General features: G+C 68.4%; 14 protein-coding genes and 3 pseudogenes. 9 read left to right on the top strand and 8 right to left on the bottom strand.

From position 1 onward, the window contains the following. Positions 1–216: 216 nt before the first annotated feature. From E1294_RS17325 to E1294_RS17300, 6 genes are all read left to right on the top strand, one after another. Positions 217–972, top strand: a complete 756-nt coding sequence (locus tag E1294_RS17325) for an amino acid ABC transporter ATP-binding protein (RefSeq protein ID WP_132509553.1) — start codon at positions 217–219, stop codon at positions 970–972. 42 nt (positions 973–1,014) lie between these two features. Further along, the gene (locus E1294_RS17320; RefSeq protein ID WP_246083070.1) at positions 1,015–1,851 is read left to right on the top strand and encodes a glutamate ABC transporter substrate-binding protein; all 837 of its coding nucleotides are present in this window, start codon (positions 1,015–1,017) and stop codon (positions 1,849–1,851) included. Between the two features lie 58 nt (positions 1,852–1,909). Further along, the gene (locus E1294_RS17315) at positions 1,910–2,578 is read left to right on the top strand and encodes an amino acid ABC transporter permease (RefSeq protein ID WP_132509551.1); all 669 of its coding nucleotides are present in this window, start codon (positions 1,910–1,912) and stop codon (positions 2,576–2,578) included. Beyond that, complete coding sequence (locus E1294_RS17310) at positions 2,575–3,444, top strand: amino acid ABC transporter permease (protein ID WP_132509550.1); 870 nt, start codon at positions 2,575–2,577, stop codon at positions 3,442–3,444. The genes E1294_RS17315 and E1294_RS17310 overlap by 4 nt, the downstream gene beginning before the upstream one ends. A 143-nt stretch (positions 3,445–3,587) precedes the next feature. Beyond that, positions 3,588–4,433 (top strand): glutamate ABC transporter substrate-binding protein, encoded by an 846-nt coding sequence (locus E1294_RS17305; protein WP_132509562.1) that lies wholly within the window; start codon positions 3,588–3,590, stop codon positions 4,431–4,433. An 84-nt stretch (positions 4,434–4,517) separates the two neighbouring features. Beyond that, complete coding sequence (locus tag E1294_RS17300; RefSeq protein ID WP_246083069.1) at positions 4,518–6,290, top strand: S9 family peptidase; 1,773 nt, start codon at positions 4,518–4,520, stop codon at positions 6,288–6,290. Here the strand turns inward: E1294_RS17300 and rny are convergent. The 6 genes and pseudogenes from rny to E1294_RS17280 all read right to left on the bottom strand — a co-directional run bounded on the left by rny (position 6,287) and on the right by E1294_RS17280 (position 12,809). Beyond that, entirely contained in the window at positions 6,287–7,903 is a 1,617-nt protein-coding gene (gene rny / locus E1294_RS17295; protein WP_132509549.1) for a ribonuclease Y, read from the bottom strand. The two genes, E1294_RS17300 and rny, sit on opposite strands and share 4 nt — an antisense overlap. Positions 7,904–8,495: 592 nt before the next feature. Next, complete coding sequence (recX, locus tag E1294_RS57755; RefSeq protein ID WP_342775059.1) at positions 8,496–9,224, bottom strand: recombination regulator RecX; 729 nt, start codon at positions 9,222–9,224, stop codon at positions 8,496–8,498. A gap of 382 nt (positions 9,225–9,606) precedes the next feature. Next, a pseudogene (locus tag E1294_RS57215) lies at positions 9,607–10,107 on the bottom strand (recombinase RecA family protein); the annotation flags it as partial. A gap of 6 nt (positions 10,108–10,113) precedes the next feature. Next, positions 10,114–11,178: pseudogene (locus E1294_RS57210) on the bottom strand (LAGLIDADG endonuclease); the annotation flags it as partial. A 3-nt stretch (positions 11,179–11,181) separates the two neighbouring features. Then, a pseudogene (gene recA / locus E1294_RS57205) lies at positions 11,182–11,793 on the bottom strand (recombinase RecA); the annotation flags it as partial. A 398-nt stretch (positions 11,794–12,191) separates the two neighbouring features. Next, positions 12,192–12,809, bottom strand: coding sequence for a TetR/AcrR family transcriptional regulator (locus tag E1294_RS17280; protein WP_132509547.1), 618 nt, complete (start codon positions 12,807–12,809; stop codon positions 12,192–12,194). An 83-nt stretch (positions 12,810–12,892) separates the two neighbouring features. On the opposite strand from E1294_RS17280, the gene E1294_RS17275 reads away from it, so the two are divergent. Together E1294_RS17275 and E1294_RS17270 are read left to right on the top strand one after the other, a co-directional pair. After that, a complete protein-coding gene (locus tag E1294_RS17275; protein WP_165977334.1) occupies positions 12,893–14,203 on the top strand; it encodes an aspartyl protease family protein in 1,311 nt (436 codons plus the stop codon). A 125-nt stretch (positions 14,204–14,328) separates the two neighbouring features. Then, positions 14,329–14,601, top strand: coding sequence for a hypothetical protein (locus E1294_RS17270; RefSeq protein ID WP_132509545.1), 273 nt, complete (start codon positions 14,329–14,331; stop codon positions 14,599–14,601). 5 nt (positions 14,602–14,606) lie between these two features. Here E1294_RS17270 and E1294_RS17265 read toward each other — a convergent pair whose 3' ends face one another. Continuing rightward, complete coding sequence (locus tag E1294_RS17265) at positions 14,607–14,801, bottom strand: DUF3046 domain-containing protein (RefSeq protein ID WP_132509544.1); 195 nt, start codon at positions 14,799–14,801, stop codon at positions 14,607–14,609. A 44-nt stretch (positions 14,802–14,845) separates the two neighbouring features. Here E1294_RS17265 and E1294_RS17260 point away from each other — a divergent pair, with 44 nt between their 5' ends. Continuing rightward, entirely contained in the window at positions 14,846–15,040 is a 195-nt protein-coding gene (locus E1294_RS17260; RefSeq protein WP_132509543.1) for a hypothetical protein, read from the top strand. 1 nt (position 15,041) lies between these two features. Here E1294_RS17260 and E1294_RS17255 read toward each other — a convergent pair whose 3' ends face one another. Then, positions 15,042–15,530, bottom strand: a complete 489-nt coding sequence (locus tag E1294_RS17255; protein WP_132509542.1) for a VOC family protein — start codon at positions 15,528–15,530, stop codon at positions 15,042–15,044. Positions 15,531–15,574 lie beyond the last annotated feature (44 nt).

The following is a 15,574-nucleotide window of genomic DNA, read 5'->3' as shown; positions in this document are numbered from 1 at the left end:
TCAGGGTCTACGCTGTGGCTCGCGGCCACCGCACGATCTTTGGTTGTCTTCACAAACTCCGAATGATCACGCGGTGGCCGTCGCCATGTGACCCGATCCTTCAAGATCGCCAAGTGTCACTGGAGTACTAAAAGACCAGCTTGACGGCACGATGTGATCGGATCGGTACCACCCGGTTAGTGACCAGCGTCTTAATGCCCTCTACCGTTTTGGTCCATGACGGAGAACGGCGACGGCGCTCCACTGGTTCGGTTGGAGAACGTCAACAAGCACTTCGGGGCGCTGCATGTCCTGAAGAACATCAACTTGACCGTCTCTCGTGGCGAGGTTCTGGTCGTCATCGGCCCGTCGGGCGGCGGGAAGTCCACGCTCTGCCGCGCGATCAACCGGCTGGAGACGATCAGTGACGGGCAGATCATATTCGACGGCCAGGTGCTGCCCGAGGAGGGCAAGGCGCTGGCGAGGCTGCGTTCCGACGTCGGCATGGTCTTCCAGTCGTTCAATCTGTTCGCTCACAAGACCATCCGGGAGAATGTCACGCTCGGCCCGACCAAGGTGCGCGGCGTCGCGCGCGACGCGGCCAACAAGCGGGCGATGGAGCTTCTCGAACGGGTAGGTATCGCAGCACAGGCGGACAAATATCCGGCCCAGTTGTCGGGTGGCCAGCAGCAGCGGGTCGCCATCGCCAGGGCATTGGCCATGGACCCGAAGATGATCCTGTTCGACGAGCCGACCTCGGCACTGGACCCCGAGATGGTGCAGGAGGTGCTCGACGTCATGGTCGGGCTGGCCCGTGACGGGATGACCATGGTGGTCGTCACGCACGAGATGGGTTTCGCCCGCCGCGCCGCCAACCGCGTGGTGTTCATGGCAGACGGGCAGATCGTCGAGGAGAACACCCCCGACGAGTTCTTCACCAACGCGCAGACCGATCGGGCGCGCGACTTCCTTTCGAAGATCCTCACGCACTGAGATTTGAGGCAGGTACACATGCATATGCGTCGAACGGGAGCGGTGCTCTCGGCAGCGGCTCTGGCCGCCGGCCTGACGGCTTGTGGTGGCGGCGAGCAGACGTACGCCACCGTGCTGGAGAAGGTCCAGGGCGCCAACACGATCGTGGTCGGCACCAAGTGGGACCAGCCGAGCCTGGGCCTGAAGATGGGCGCCGAGCCCGAGGGATTCGACGTTGACGTGGCCAAGGCCCTGGTGAAGGAGCTGGCCGGCGGCAAGGAGGTCGAGATCGAGTGGAAGGAGTCGGCCTCCTCCAACCGTGAGCCGTTCCTCCAGAACGGCACGGTCGACATGGTCGTCGCCACCTATTCCATCACCGAGGAGCGCAAGGGCAAGGTCACCTTCGGCGGCCCCTACGTGATCGCCCACCAGGACGTCATGGTCCGCAAGGACGACGCCTCGATCAACAGCCCGCAGGACCTCAAGGGCAAGAAGATCTGCAAGGCCGCCGGCTCCAACTCCTACAAGCGCATCACCGACCCGCCGCCGGACGGCGAGCTCGACATCGACGCCACGACCGTCGACGCGGCCAACTACTCCGAGTGCGTGCAGAAGCTGACCGGCAGCAACCTCGACGCCGTCACCACCGACGACCTGATCCTGGCGGGCTTCGCCAAGCAGGCAGGCGGCAACTTCAAGGTGCTGGGCCAGGGCTTCACCGACGAGAAGTACGGCGTCGGCCTGAAGAAGGGCGACACGAAGACGTGCGAGGCCGTCAACACCGCGGTGAAGAAGCTGTGGGACAACGGCACCATGAAGCAGCTGCTGGACAAATGGTTCGGCGGCATCCAGGGCCTGAAGGTGTCGGAGGCCGCGCCGCCGGCCGAGGGCTGCAGCTGATCACGTCGGCGACGGCGGCCGGCCCCCCGGCCGCCTGTCGCCCTTGCGGTGGAGCACGATGGACGAACTAATCACATACGCCCCCGACCTCGGGCTGGGGTTCCTGGAGAACGTCAAGCTGGCGCTCGTGGCCATGGTCGCCTCCCTGATCATCGGTACGATCCTGGTGGCGATGCGGGTCTCCCCCACGCCGGTGCTGCGCGCGGCGGGCACGATCTACGTCAACGTTGTCCGGAACACCCCCCTGACCCTGGTGCTGGCGTTCTCGGCGCTGGGCCTGAGCGACCAGCTCGGCCTGATCTTCTCCGACGAGCCCCGGTCCAACTCGTTCTGGCTCGTCGCGATGGGCCTGTCGCTCTACACGGCGGCCTTCGTGTGCGAGGCGCTGCGCTCGGGTGTCAACACGGTGCCGATGGGGCAGGCCGAGGCGGCCAGGGCGATCGGCCTGACGTTCAGCCAGTCCCTGACGATGATCATCCTGCCTCAGGCGTTCCGCGCCGTGGTCGCCCCGCTGGGCAGCGTGATCATCGCCATGATCAAGAACACCACGGTCGCCACTGCCGGCGGGTTCCTCGCCGACGCGGCGGCCGTGATGAAAGAGACGTTCGACCAGACCGGCGCGTCGATTCCCATCTTTCTCGGCATCGTCGTCGCCTTCATGGTGCTGACCATGCCGATCGGGTTCTTCACCGGCTGGTTGTCGCGGCGCCTGGCGGTGGTCCGATGAGCACTTCTGTCCTGTTCGACGCTCCGGGACCGCGCGGGCGGGTGCGCAACCACCTGCTCACGGCGATCAGCGTCATCGCCGTCGCGGCGGTCATCTACGGCGTCTACACCGGCTTCGACGCCAAGGGCCAGTGGGAAGGCAAGATCTGGCAGCCGTTCCTGCAGTGGGAGACGTGGGAGTTCTACATCATCCCAGGTCTGATCGGCACCTTGCGGGCGGCGGCGGTGGCCGCGGTGCTCGCGCTCGCCTTCGGCGCGATCTTCGGCCTGGCCCGGCTGTCGGACCATGCCTGGATCAGGGTCCCGGCCGGCGTGGTGGTGGAGGTCTTCAGGGCCATCCCCCTGCTGCTGCTGATCTTCTTCATCTTCTACCTGGCCCCGGTGCTGATGGGCGGCGGCGACTACGCGTTCATGGCGGTGGTCGTCGGCTTGATGCTCTACAACGGCTCGGTGCTCGCCGAGGTCGTCAGGGCCGGCGTGCAGTCCGTACCCAAGGGGCAGTCGGAGGCCGCCTACGCGGTGGGCATGCGGAAGAACCAGGTGATGCGGCTGGTGCTGCTGCCGCAGGCCGTCACGGCGATGATGCCGGCGATCGTCAGCCAGCTCGTGGTGCTGCTGAAGGACACCGCGCTCGGCTACATCATCGCCTACGTCGACCTGCTCAACACCGGCTTCAAGATCCTTCCTGCCCGGTTCTTCGGCTCGTTGATCCCGGCGGCGATCGTCATCGGCATCATCTACGTCGCGCTCAACATGGCCCTGAGCTACCTGGCCACCTGGCTGGAGAGGCGTAGCAGGCGCAGCCGCAAGACCGCGGCCAAGCCGATCACACCGGCCGTCGCGGGCATGGGCGAAGGCGCCGCCTGACGGTGTACGGGCGGCGAACGCGCCGCCCGTACACCGATAAATCCCCAAGAAAGTCCCACTTCTCCGTTGGAGGCGTTGAAAGACCGGCCTGCGCGCGGTATCCAGCCGACAAGCTCCTCTTATAGGAGATGATCGGGGTGACCATGCGTGGGGCGGCGCTCGCAGGAGCGGCCATGGCCGTGTGCCTGGCGGCGTGCGGCGGAAACGGCACATACTCCACCGTCGCAGAGAAGATCAGAGAGGGCGGCACGGTCACCGTCGGCACCAAGTGGGACCAGCCAGGCGTGGGCCTGAAGACCGGGCCCGGCGCCCCCGAGGGTTTCGACGTCGACGTCGCCCGCTACATCGTCCGCCACCTCGCGGGCGGTGAGGACGTACGCATCACGTGGCGCGAGGCGCCCTCCTCCGCCCGCGAGGCGCTGCTCCAGAACGGCACGGTCGACATGGTCGTCGCCTCCTACTCCATCACCATGTCCCGCAGGCCCCGGGTGACGTTCGCGGGCCCGTACGTTTCCGCATACCAGGACACGATGGTCCGCTCCGACGACACCTCCATCCAGAAGACGAGCGATCTGGCGGGCCAGCGCATCTGCCTGGCCAGGGGGTCCAACTCGTACCGGCGCATCGTCGACCCGCCGCCGGACGGCAAGCTGGACCTGCCCGCCATCCTCGTGCCCGCGGCGAACTACTCCGAGTGCGTACGCAAGCTGCTCGACCGCCAGCTCGACGCGGTCAGCACCGAGGACCTGACCCTGGCCGGATACGTCGAGCAGGACCCCAAGAAGCTCAGGCTGCTCAACGACCCGATCAGCGAGGAGCAGTGGGCCGTCGGCCTCAAGGAAGGTGAGATCGCCACCTGCGAGGCCGTCAACGAGGCGATCACCACGATGTGGCGGGACGGCACGGCAACCCGGCTGCTGCACAAATGGTTCGGCAAGACAGGGCTCGACCTGCCCACGGCTCCACCGCCGCCCGCGGGGTGCCCCTGATCCAAGATCCGGCCAGCACGCTCACCGATCTTCCGGCAGGATGCGGGTATGCCTTTCCGGCCCTCCCCCATCACGACCAGAGACGTGGCGAACGCAGGCGTGCGCCCGAGCTGGCCCACGGTCAGGGACGGCAGGGTGTGGTGGACCGAGGACCGTCCCGGGCAAGGCGGACGCACCACGATCGTGTGCCGCGCCGCCGACGGCACCTACCGTGAGCTGCTGCGGGCCCCGTGGAGCGCGCGCACCCGGGTGCATGAGTACGGTGGCAGGCCCTACACCGTGACCCCCGGCGGCGAGGTCATCTTCGCCAACCTGAACGACCAGCGCCTCTACATCCTGGCGGACGACGGTGAGCCTGAGCCGCTCACCGCCGACGGCTGCCGCTACGCCGACCTGGTCGTGCACGACGGCCAGGTGTGGGGCGTGCGCGAGCGGCACGGCGACGACGGCAAGGTGACCCGGGCCATCGTGTCGATCCCGCTGGACGGCTGCAACCCTCGCACATGGGTCACGGGCTGCGATTTCTACACCTCTCCCGCCATCTCCCCTGACGGGCGGCATCTGGCCTACATCTGCTGGAACCATCCGCTCATGCCCTGGAACGGCACCGAGCTGCGGGTCGTCCGCCTCTCCAGCGGCGAGGAATGGACCGTGCGAGGCGGGCCCGCCGAATCCGTGCTCGCCCCTGCCTGGAAGGACGACGCCCACCTCTACCTGATCTCCGACTCCTCAGGATGGTGGAACCTCTACGAGACCGGTCTGCGGGGCGGTGGCACGCGGGCGGTCCATCCCGCCGAGGAGGAGTTCGCGGCGCCGCCGTGGCAACTGGGCGGGCGACCGTACACCGTGCTCGGCGACGGGCGCATCGCGGTCCTGCACGGGCGCGGCGACCTGCGGATGGGCGTGCTCGACCCCGAGTCGGGCACGCTCACCGACCTCGACGTGCCCTGTTCAGGGTGGGACGCGGCGCTGGCAGCCGAGGGCACGTCGGTGGTCGGGGTCGGCTACTCCGCCACGCTCCCCCGGTCGGTCGTCCAGGTCGACACGGCGGCGGGCACGCACGTCGCGCTCGGGCAGGACGTCGCACGCCTGCCCGACCCCGCCTGCCTGCCGCTTCCCCGGGCGGTGGAGACGCCCGCCCCCGCGTTCCTCTATCCGCCGGACGGACCGGCAACCACCGGCGTCCCCCCTTACGTGATCTTCGTGCACGGCGGACCGACTGCCTGCGCCGACAGCGCGCTCGATCTGGAGAAGGCGTTCCTGACCTCGCGCGGCATCGGTGTGCTCGACGTCAACTACGGCGGCTCCACCGGCTACGGCAGGCCCTACCGCGACCGGCTGAAAGGGCAGTGGGGCCTGGTGGACGTCGCCGACACGATCGCCGCCGCACGATGGCTGGCCGACGAGGGCCTGGCCGACCCCGCCAAGATCGCGGTACGCGGCAGCAGCGCGGGCGGCTGGACCGTGCTGGCCGCCTGCTGCCGGTCCGACGTGTTCGCGGGCGGCGTCTCCTACTACGGCATCAGCGCGCTCGCGCCCCTCTCGGAGCACACCCACGACTTCGAGTCACGCTACGTGGAGTGGCTGGTGGGGCCGGAAGACCCGCAGGTCTACGCCGCCCGCGAGCCGCTCGGCCTCGTCGACGGCGTGACCTGCCCCATGCTGCTCCTGCAGGGGCTCGACGACCCCGTGGTGCCGCCCCAGCAGTCGGTCGCCTTCGCCGACGCGCTCTCCGAACGCGGCGTCCCGTGCACCTATCTCTCCTTCGACGGGGAGTCGCACGGCTTCCGCCGCGCCGAGACGCGGGCCGCGGCGCTCGCCGCCGAGCTCGCCTTCTACCAGCAGCTCTTCGCCTAACGGGCGAACTCGGTGGCCCTCGACTCCCTGACCACGCTGATGCGGATCTGCCCCGGGTAGGTCAGCTCCTCCTCCACCTGCTTGGCCACGTCGCGGGCGATCACCTGCGCCTGGATGTCGTCGACCGCGTCGGGCTTGACCATGACGCGGATCTCCCGGCCGGCCTGCATGGCGAAGACCTTCTCCACCCCGTCATACGACTGCGCGATCTCCTCCAGCCGCTCCAGCCGCTTGACGTACGCCTCCAGGGACTCACGGCGGGCTCCCGGACGGCTGCCGCTGATCGCGTCGGCGGCCTGCGTGAGCACCGCCTCGACGGTGCGCACCTCGACCTCGTTGTGGTGCGCCTCGATGGCGTGCACCACGTCCTCCTCCTCGCCGTAACGGCGGGCGATCTCCGCGCCGATCAGCGCGTGGCTGCCCTCGACCTCGTGCGTGAGAGCCTTGCCGATGTCGTGCAGCAGGGCGCAGCGCTTCATCAGCCGCTGGTTCATCTTCAGCTCGGCGGCCATGATGCCGGCGATGTGCGCGGACTCGATCAGGTGCTTGAGGACGTTCTGTCCGTAAGAGGTGCGGTAGCGCAACTGCCCGAGCAGCAGCGTCAGCTCGGGATGCATGTCGGTGATGCCCAGCTCGACCAGGGCGTCCTCGCCGGCCCGCGCGCACAGGTCCTGAACCTCCTGGCGGCTTCGGTCATGGGCCTCCTCGATGCGCTGCGGATGGATGCGGCCGTCCAGCACCAGCTTCTCCAGCGTCAGCCTGGCGGTCTCTCTCCGCACCGGGTCGAAACACGACAGCAGCACCGCCTCAGGCGTGTCGTCGATGATCAGGTTGACCCCGGTGGTGGACTCGAAGGCGCGGATGTTACGCCCCTCACGCCCGATGATCCGGCCCTTCATCTCGTCGCCCGGCAGGTGCAGCACGCTGACGACCGACTCCGCCGTCTGCTCCGCCGCCACCCGCTGCACGGCCAGCGTCACGATCTTGGTGGCCCGCTTCTCGCCCTCCTTGCGGGCAGCCCCCTCGATCTCCCTGACGATCAGGGCGGCCTCGCGCTTGGCTTGGTTCTCGATCTCCCTGACCAGCTCCGCCTTGGCCTGCGCGCCCGTCAACCCGGCGACCCGCTCCAGGATGACCCGCCGCTCCTGCTCGACCTGGAGCAGCTCCTCACGCCGGTCGGCCAGCTCGATCTCGGTCTCGGCGAGCTTCCTGTCACGCTCGGACTGCCGTCTGGCCTCCTCGTCCAGCCGCTGCTCGCGCTCGGCCAGCCTGGCCTCCCTGCGCTCCAGATCGGCCCGGAGCTCCTTGAGCTCGGACTTGAGGATCCGGGCCTCCTCTTCGACCTCGCGCCGCATCTGCGCCGCGCTCTCAGCAGCGCTCTCCGACCTGCGCAGGATCTCCTCGGCGTCGGTCTCCGCCTTGTGGCGGATCTCCCGCGCCTCCTCACGCGCCTGCTCGAGCTCCTCGTGAACGGCCTCCACCTGCTCGGAGCTCGGCTTGCCGGCACGTGGCAGAGGGCCGGAGGTACGGCGTATGACGACGAGGAGCGCGACGATCATCCCGAACGCGAGCACGAGCACCGCCACCATCAGCACCACGACCAGCGGCCCCATGTGCGCCCCGCCCTCCTCGCGTCGTCAACACCTCATAACGCGGCCACAAAACGGGAGGGGTCACAAGCACGCCACGGACAGCCCGGTCTTCGCCTGGGTCGATATCCAGCCAAGACTGACCGGGCGTCGGCTCGGAAAGCCGACACCTCGCCTGCCTCGACCGCCCAAGCTCGCTCGTCCGTCGTTCACCGGTATGGCAATCCGCACTGCGCGGAGTAACTCCTCACTGCCGTCGAGGTTATGCGTCGAACAGGTCACGAGCAAGCAAACGCGTCTCCAAGCGTGTCTTACGGACCCGCATCGCCACTTCCGCCACAAGATCCGGCATTGCCCCTGGGAACTGCCGGGATGCGGGAGTCCGGCTGACGGCCGGGCGACCATCCCATCAGAGAGCCCGGCTGACGGCGACGGTCACTCCGTCAGGGAGCTGACCCGCAGCGGCGGGCATCCCATCGGAGAGCCTGGCCGCGAGAGGACGGGCATCCCGTCAGAGAACCTGCCCCGCAGGGAGCGGACCATCCCGTCAGAGAGCCCAGCCGACGGCGACGGAACTCCGTCGGAGAGCCTGGCCCGCTAAGGGGCGGGCATCCTGTCAGGGGAAGTCTTCCTCCATGTCGATGCCCTCCTGCTCCAGGGCCTCCCGGATGACGCGGAAGGCCAGGCCCGAGGAGTAGCCCTTGCGGGCGAGCATGCCGGCGAGGCGGCGGGTGCGGGCGCGCGGGTCGAGGGATCGGGTCGCGGCCAGCTTGCGCTCCACCAGCCGGCGAGCGGTCTCGGCCTCCTGGTCGGGATCGAGGCGGTCGACGGCTTCGTTGACCGTGTCGGTGCCGACACCGCGATGGCGCAGCTCGGCGGCCAGGGCACGCTTGGCCAGGCCGCGCCCGTGGTGCCTGGAGTCGACCCAGGCCGCGGCGAACGCCTCATCGTCGATCAGCCCCAGCTCCGAGAACCGGCTGAGCACCGCTTCCGCGGCGTCGTCGGGCACCTCCCGCTTGCGCAGGGCTGCAGCGAGCTGGGCACGTGTCTTGGGAGCCATGGTGAGAAGGCGCAGGCAGATGGCCCGGGCCACCGACTCCGGATCGGCTGCCGGAGCGGCACCGGCCGGGCCCTCGGTGTCAGGGCTCTCGGTGTCAGGGCTCTCGGGCGACCATCCTTTCGTCCTCTCCGCACCGCGTCTGCCGGACCCGCTTGATGTGCTGGACCGGCGCCCCCGGCCCGATCGTTTCCTGCCGCCCTCGGCCTGCTCGCCGGCGAACCAACTGCTCCCGGCCAGCACCTCGGCATGCCATTCGCCGTCGTCAGGAGCCGAAGGTTTCTCCACCCGGCCGCCATCACGCGCACCAGCGCTGTCAGATCCCGGGGGCGGGGATCCGGTCGCACCTCGTCCCGGCTCTGCCGGGGCATCCTGGGCACGCTGGGCATCACGCCCAGGATCATCGCCGTCCGGGCGGGAGCGACCTGGCGGCGGAGGCGGGGAGCCAGGAACGCTGGAATCCACGGCCGGGCTCCCGGAACCCGTAGGGACGTCGCCGGACTCGGTGTCGGAGGTGCGCGGGCGGTTGCGCCACTCGTCAAGTGATGGCCAGCTGCCCGCCGCCGAGAGAGCGAGGTCGCGGCCACGCGGCGAAGTGGTGTTCGGCCAGGCGCCCCGGTTGTGCGGCTGGGACGCCTGCGGCCGGTCCGGGTTGTTCATAGGTCAACGATCAGACGTCACCCGGCTTGGGAGTGGACTTGGAACCACGACCGGAAGGAGCAGCCGCCGGGGCCGGGGCCGGGGTGGCGGCCTCGGCGGGAGTGTCCAGGCGAGGCCCCACACCCAGCTTGTCCTTGATCTTCTTCTCGATCTCGTTGGCCATGTCGGGGTGGTTGCGCAGGAAGTTGCGCGCGTTCTCCTTGCCCTGGCCGAGCTGGTCGCCTTCGTACGTGTACCAGGCGCCGGACTTGCGCACGAAGCCGTGCTCCACGCCCATGTCGATGAGGCCGCCCTCGCGGGAGATGCCCACGCCATAGAGGATGTCGAAGTCGGCGACCCGGAAGGGCGGGGCCATCTTGTTCTTGACGACCTTAACCCTGGTGCGGTTGCCGACCGCCTCCGTGCCGTCCTTGAGCGTCTCGATGCGGCGGATGTCCATCCGGACCGAGGCGTAGAACTTGAGCGCCTTACCGCCCGTCGTCGTCTCGGGGCTGTTGTGGACCATGACACCGTCGACGAAGTAGTTGTGCGTCCCCTCGATCTCGAGGTCGAACTTCCTCATGGAGCGGGCCTTCGGCTTGATGCGAATATCAAGGATCCGTGAGGGCACAAGCCGCGGCTCGGGGTCGGCGAACTCCGGCTCGACCGCGAACTGGCCACGGTAGCGAGGCAGGAGTTTGTAGGCCATGGAGGGGTGGACGTAGGGCGCCACCAGCTTCTGGAACGTGGCCGACGACGCCGTGTCGAACTGCAGGACGGCCACGCCCCGGGCCCCGCGATGCTGAACCTGCACGTTGAGGCCATAGGTGTCACACAGGTAGTCGCGCAGACGCTCCTGGGAGCCCTGACTCATCGCCTCGACGCAGAGCTCGATGCGACCGGAACCGCCTTCGGTGCGCTGCTGCAACCCTTCCGAACGGAGCGTGAACAAGCCATCGTCCATGTACCACACCGCCAGAGCCAGAGGTGTCAGCGCCTTGAGGTATTCCGAGGTGATGTGCTTCTTGCCGCCACCGAGATAGACCACCTGGCGCAGCTCATCGAGCTCGGGAAGGGGAGTGAAGCCGGCGAAGACCGCGCCCTTGGCCTTGGTGCTGCGGCTGTGGGGAATGTTGCCGAGCATCGAGCACTTCCAGGACAGATAGTCCTCCTGCTTGGCGCCATGCCCCATGCGGAATCGAACGCCGGTGCGGCCACGGCGATTGGGCGACAGGTTTCCATCGCCCATCAGCGATCCCAGGATGACCTGCCACTGCTTATCGCTGAGACGATGGGTCTCTGTGAGCATGACACGATCTCCCGCAATCAGCTCACCGGCGTCACGCCAGCCGCCCGGAGTGCGGATCTGGTGGTTTTCCGTCGCGGCAAACTGGGCCCTTCCGTTTCCGCCCGACTTGGCCACAGTGAACTGCAGGAAGCGCTCGGCATTGCCGTTGTCGAACCAGTTGACGATGCGGCGGGGAACGAGCTTGTCGGTCTCCGGGTCGTAGGAGAGAACCTCGACGTCCATCCTCTGATTGACAATCTTGCCGATTTTCTCCTGTGTGCCGTCGGCGAGCGTGACGCGCGTGCCGTACGACATGCAGCCAAACATCACACCTATTTTTTCGCGGAGCTGGTTGATGAAGATCGCGGTGGTGCCGGTGCTGCTCAGGGCACCGGCGATCTTGCGCAGCGCCTGGGACATGAGACGGGCCTGGAGGCCGACGTGGCTGTCGCCCATCTCTCCCTCGATCTCGGCCTTGGGCACGAGCGCGGCCACCGAGTCGATGACGATGATGTCGACGGCGCCGGACCGGATGAGCATGTCGGCGATCTCGAGCGCCTGCTCACCGGTGTCGGGCTGGGAGACCAGCAGGGCGTCGGTGTCGACCCCGAGCTTCTTGGCGTATTCGGGGTCGAGGGCGTGCTCGGCGTCGACGAACGCCGCGATGCCGCCGGCCCGCTGGGCGTTGGCCACCGCGTGCAGGGCGATGGTCGTCTTGCCCGAGGATTCGGGGCCGTAGACCTCGACGATGCGGCCCCGCGGCAGACCGCCGATGCCGAGGGCCACGTCGAGGGAGATCGACCCGGTGGGGACCACCTCGATGGGAGCTCGGGCGTCGTCGCCCAGGCGCATCACTGAGCCCTTGCCGAACTGTCGCTCGATCTGAGCGAGCGCGGTCTCGAGGGCCTTCTCGCGGTCGTTGATAGCCATGGAACTCCCCCTGGAGGGTCGTGGTCCGGTCAGTCGAGTGAAAGCTACGGCCTGCCACCGACATTTTTCTGGGACTGCCGGGGAAGACGTGGGCTCGGCGTGCTCCCATCGTAGCCGAACGGCTGTTCGATCACAGCAGGAACACGCCACGAGCCGCGCCCCGCCCTGAAGCCGATCAGCGCAGGTGACCCAAGGTAGGCCAGGACGTCCCGGCGACACCGGGATTTCCAGCACCACCAGGGCCGTCCACCCGGGCCGTCCACCCAGGCAGACCACCAAAGCTGTTTACCAGGGCAGGCCGGCAGGGCAGACCAGCAGCGGCGGCGCCGCGCCCGCCAGGAAAGCACAGCAGGGCCGCCCATTGGGGAAGCGCGGCGGCACGGCCGGTCACACCGCGATCAGGGATGGTCAGATCTCGGTGCGGTGAGGAGGCCGAGGGCCGTCGCGAACAGCTCCGGAGGACAGCGCTCGGGGGCCAGCAGGACGAGCAGGCGCATGCCGATGTCGAGGGACTTCAGTATGGCGTCGGCCTGCGCGTAGGGAAGCTCGGCCAGCGCGCTGCCCGGCGGCGACAGCGGGTGCCGGCCTTCGCTGGCGGGCGGGAACACCAGGTCGACGAGTTGCTCGCGTACGGCCGGATTCCGGGTCGCGTGGATCATGAGCTCCACGGTCATCTGGGCGAACGCCTCCTGGTCGCCCGCGCGCGCCCGCTCGGCCCAGTAGCGGGCGAACTCCTCCACCAACTCGCCGGAGTCGCGCCCGGAGTGGAGCAGGCGGTCCGCCTGAGCCTGCGCCTCCCCGTGGAGGCGGTACCGCATGACCTCGAGCAGCAACTCCTCCTTGCCGGCGAAATTGGAGTAGACGGCGCCCTTGGTGAGGCCCGCCTCGGCGGCGACCTCGTCGATGGAGGCGCCCTGGATGCCGCGCTCGGCGAACACCTTCTCCGCCGCCTCCAGCAGTTTGAGCCGATTGTGCTCCCGCCGCTCCTGCCGGGTGAGCCGTTCCGCCACCGCCATGACCACCTTCCCGTTGACATTCCCAAGAGTATATGAATACTAATCGGTATCCGAATACTGATCAGTATCTGAAAGGTGAAGACATGATGGACGGCAAGGTGACGGGCACGCGCCGGGCGTTCCTGGCGAACGCCGCCGGGGCGGCCGGGCTCGCGATCGCCGGCGCGACAGGAGCCGCGGACGGTGATCCCCTGGCCACCGCCCAAGGCGTGCGACCGCCACGAAAGGAACGGCTCATGAACCTCACGGACCTCATGGACAAGGCCGACGAACTCTTCGAGGCGGGCGACTTCGACGCCGCCGACGCCCGGTACAGGCAGGTCCTCGCCCGCGATCCCGACCACGTGGGCGCGCTCGCCCAGCACGCCTACATCGCGCTGCTGGCCAACCGCCTGCCCACAGCCGAACGGCTGCTGAAGCGGGTGCTGCGGCACGATCCCGGGCACCCGCGCTCGCTGAGCAACCTCGCCGACGCGCTGTGGCGCGGCGACGAGTACGCCGAACTGGCCGACCTCCTCCCCTCGGTCAAGGCGGACGCCCCGACCGCGACCCCGGAACAGCTGAGAAGCTTCGCGGGGCGCAGGCCGTACACGATCTCCGGCCCCGCCACCGCCCGGATCCCGTTCGCGGCGTCCGACCCCCTGCCGATGATCGAGGCGTCCGTCAACGGCGCCCCGCCCGCGCTGTTCTTCCTCGACACGGGCGCGCTGTTCGCACTCAACCAGGACTACGCCGACCGGCTCGGCATCCCCACGTACGGCCACACGACCGGCAGGACCGTCTACGGCGAGCACAAGGCGTACCAAGGGCGCGTGGACCGCCTGGCGATGGGCGATCTCCGCATCGGCGACCTGCCGGTCCACACGATCCCCGACACGATCCGGATCACCGCACCCGACGGGAGGGCCACTCAGGGAGCGATCGGCACGAGCGTCCTGTCGCGGTTCCTGTCCACCATCGACTACCCGGGCCGGGCGCTGGTGCTACGGCAGAGCACGCGCGCCCACATCCGGGCGCGGCACAGCGCGCCCATGTGGTTCCTTGGCGATCATTACCTGCTGTCCCACGGCACCGTGAACGGCCTCGACCGGATGGTGTTCTTCGTCGACACCGGCGGCGGCGACATCGGATTCACCGCGCCACGCTCCACCTTCGCCGCGGCCGGGGTCACGGTTCCCCCTGGTGACGGCCTCCACCAGGTGACCGTCCAGAAAGTGACGCTCGGCTCCGCCACCCGTCGTCAGGTTCCCGGCCTCATCGGCGCGTTTCCCGACTGGTTCGAGAACGGCTTCGGCTTCCGCATCGGCGGGCTGCCGACCCACGCGTTCTTCAAGCCGTACGCGCTCACCTTCGACTTCGGCCGCATGCGGATCCTCATGGATCCGGGGCGCTGAAAGCCCGCGCTTCGCGTGACTCCGCGATCTCGCCACGTGATGTTCACGAGGGTTGGCCCCGGCGTGTTGTCATGCGCGGTGAGCTGGGGAGACTTACTGCAGGGCGAGGGCTTGGAGGCGGCGACGTGGCGAGCGGCTTCACCGGGGAACGGCGCGTCCATCTGGAGTCGCTCGCCGAACTGCTGCCCGACGTGGGCCTGGTCAGCCGGTTGGTCGGCGAGGACGATCCGGTGTTGTGGGTGTGGCATCCGCACACCGGCCGCCAGACGATCATCTTCGCGACTCCGTCCGGCCAGGGCTGGCTCTTCCTGTGGTCTCCCGGCGGGCAGGGCAGGGCGGACGATCCGGAGAGCACGGCCGCCGCCCTGCGCCGGGCGCTGGACGCGGACCAGCCCTAGCCGCTTCAGCGCAGCTTGGGCGAGACATCCTCCACCTGGCACACGGCGCGCCAGACGGTCTTGGCGCTCTCACCGTCGGCCAGCGCCTGCGCCACCGTTCGCCCGCCGAGCGGGGCGAGCACGTAGTCGCGCGCCCATGACTCGGCGTAGGTCTCACCGAAGTGAGCGTTCATCCGTCTCCAGAACTCGGTCAGGCGCATGCACTCAAGTATGGAAGCCCGCCACGGGTGGGTAGGACATCCCCATGCCAAAGACCCCCAAGTCTTCACCCCCGAAGTCAGCCATCGCCAGGGCCAACCGGGCCAAACGCCGCCGGTTGCAGCTCGCGCTGCGCCTCGCCGTACAGATGGAGAAGGCGGAGCGTGCCGAGCGGCACGCGGGCATCAGGCGGTTACCGCGTGCGGGCAGGCCGCGAACGCGCAAGGCGTCGCGGCGCTAGGTCACATCACCCGCGCGCCGTACATCTCACCGAGATGGTCGGCGAGCAGCTCCAGGCGGGCGCCGTCGGGGTCCTTGAAGTAGATGGAGGCGCCGCTCTCGATCTGGTGCGGCACGCCGGCCATCTCCAGCTTCCCGCGCAGCCTTTCCCACGTGGCGGGGTCGACGGAGATCGCGATGTGGTGCAGCCCGCCGAGCACTTCCTGGTACGGCCCGAGGTCGAGGCCGGGGAAGTCGAAGAAGGCGAGCAGGTTGCCGTTGCCGACGTCGAAGAAGAAGTGGCTGGAGCCCTTGTAGTCGCGGTTCTCGATGATCTCGGTGAGCGGGAATTCCAGGAGTTCCTGGTAGAACGTTATGGTCCGTTCCACGTCGGACGACAGCAGGGCCACGTGGTGCAGGCCGCGTGCGCTGCTGGACGGCCGGTGCGGTAAGACGTAACGTCGCCTGAGCTCCGCACGGCGGGCTTCGATGGACGCGTAGTCAATGGTCACGGTCGCTCTATGTCCGCCATGGCACCCGCTCAATCACGCGCTGT

Origin of the sequence: Nonomuraea diastatica, from assembly GCF_004349015.1 — a bacterium.
In the GTDB taxonomy this organism is placed as follows: Bacteria; Actinomycetota; Actinomycetes; order Streptosporangiales; family Streptosporangiaceae; genus Nonomuraea; species Nonomuraea diastatica.
Note: the sequence above shows the minus strand (reverse complement) of the source record. Positions and strands in the feature narration are given on the sequence as shown.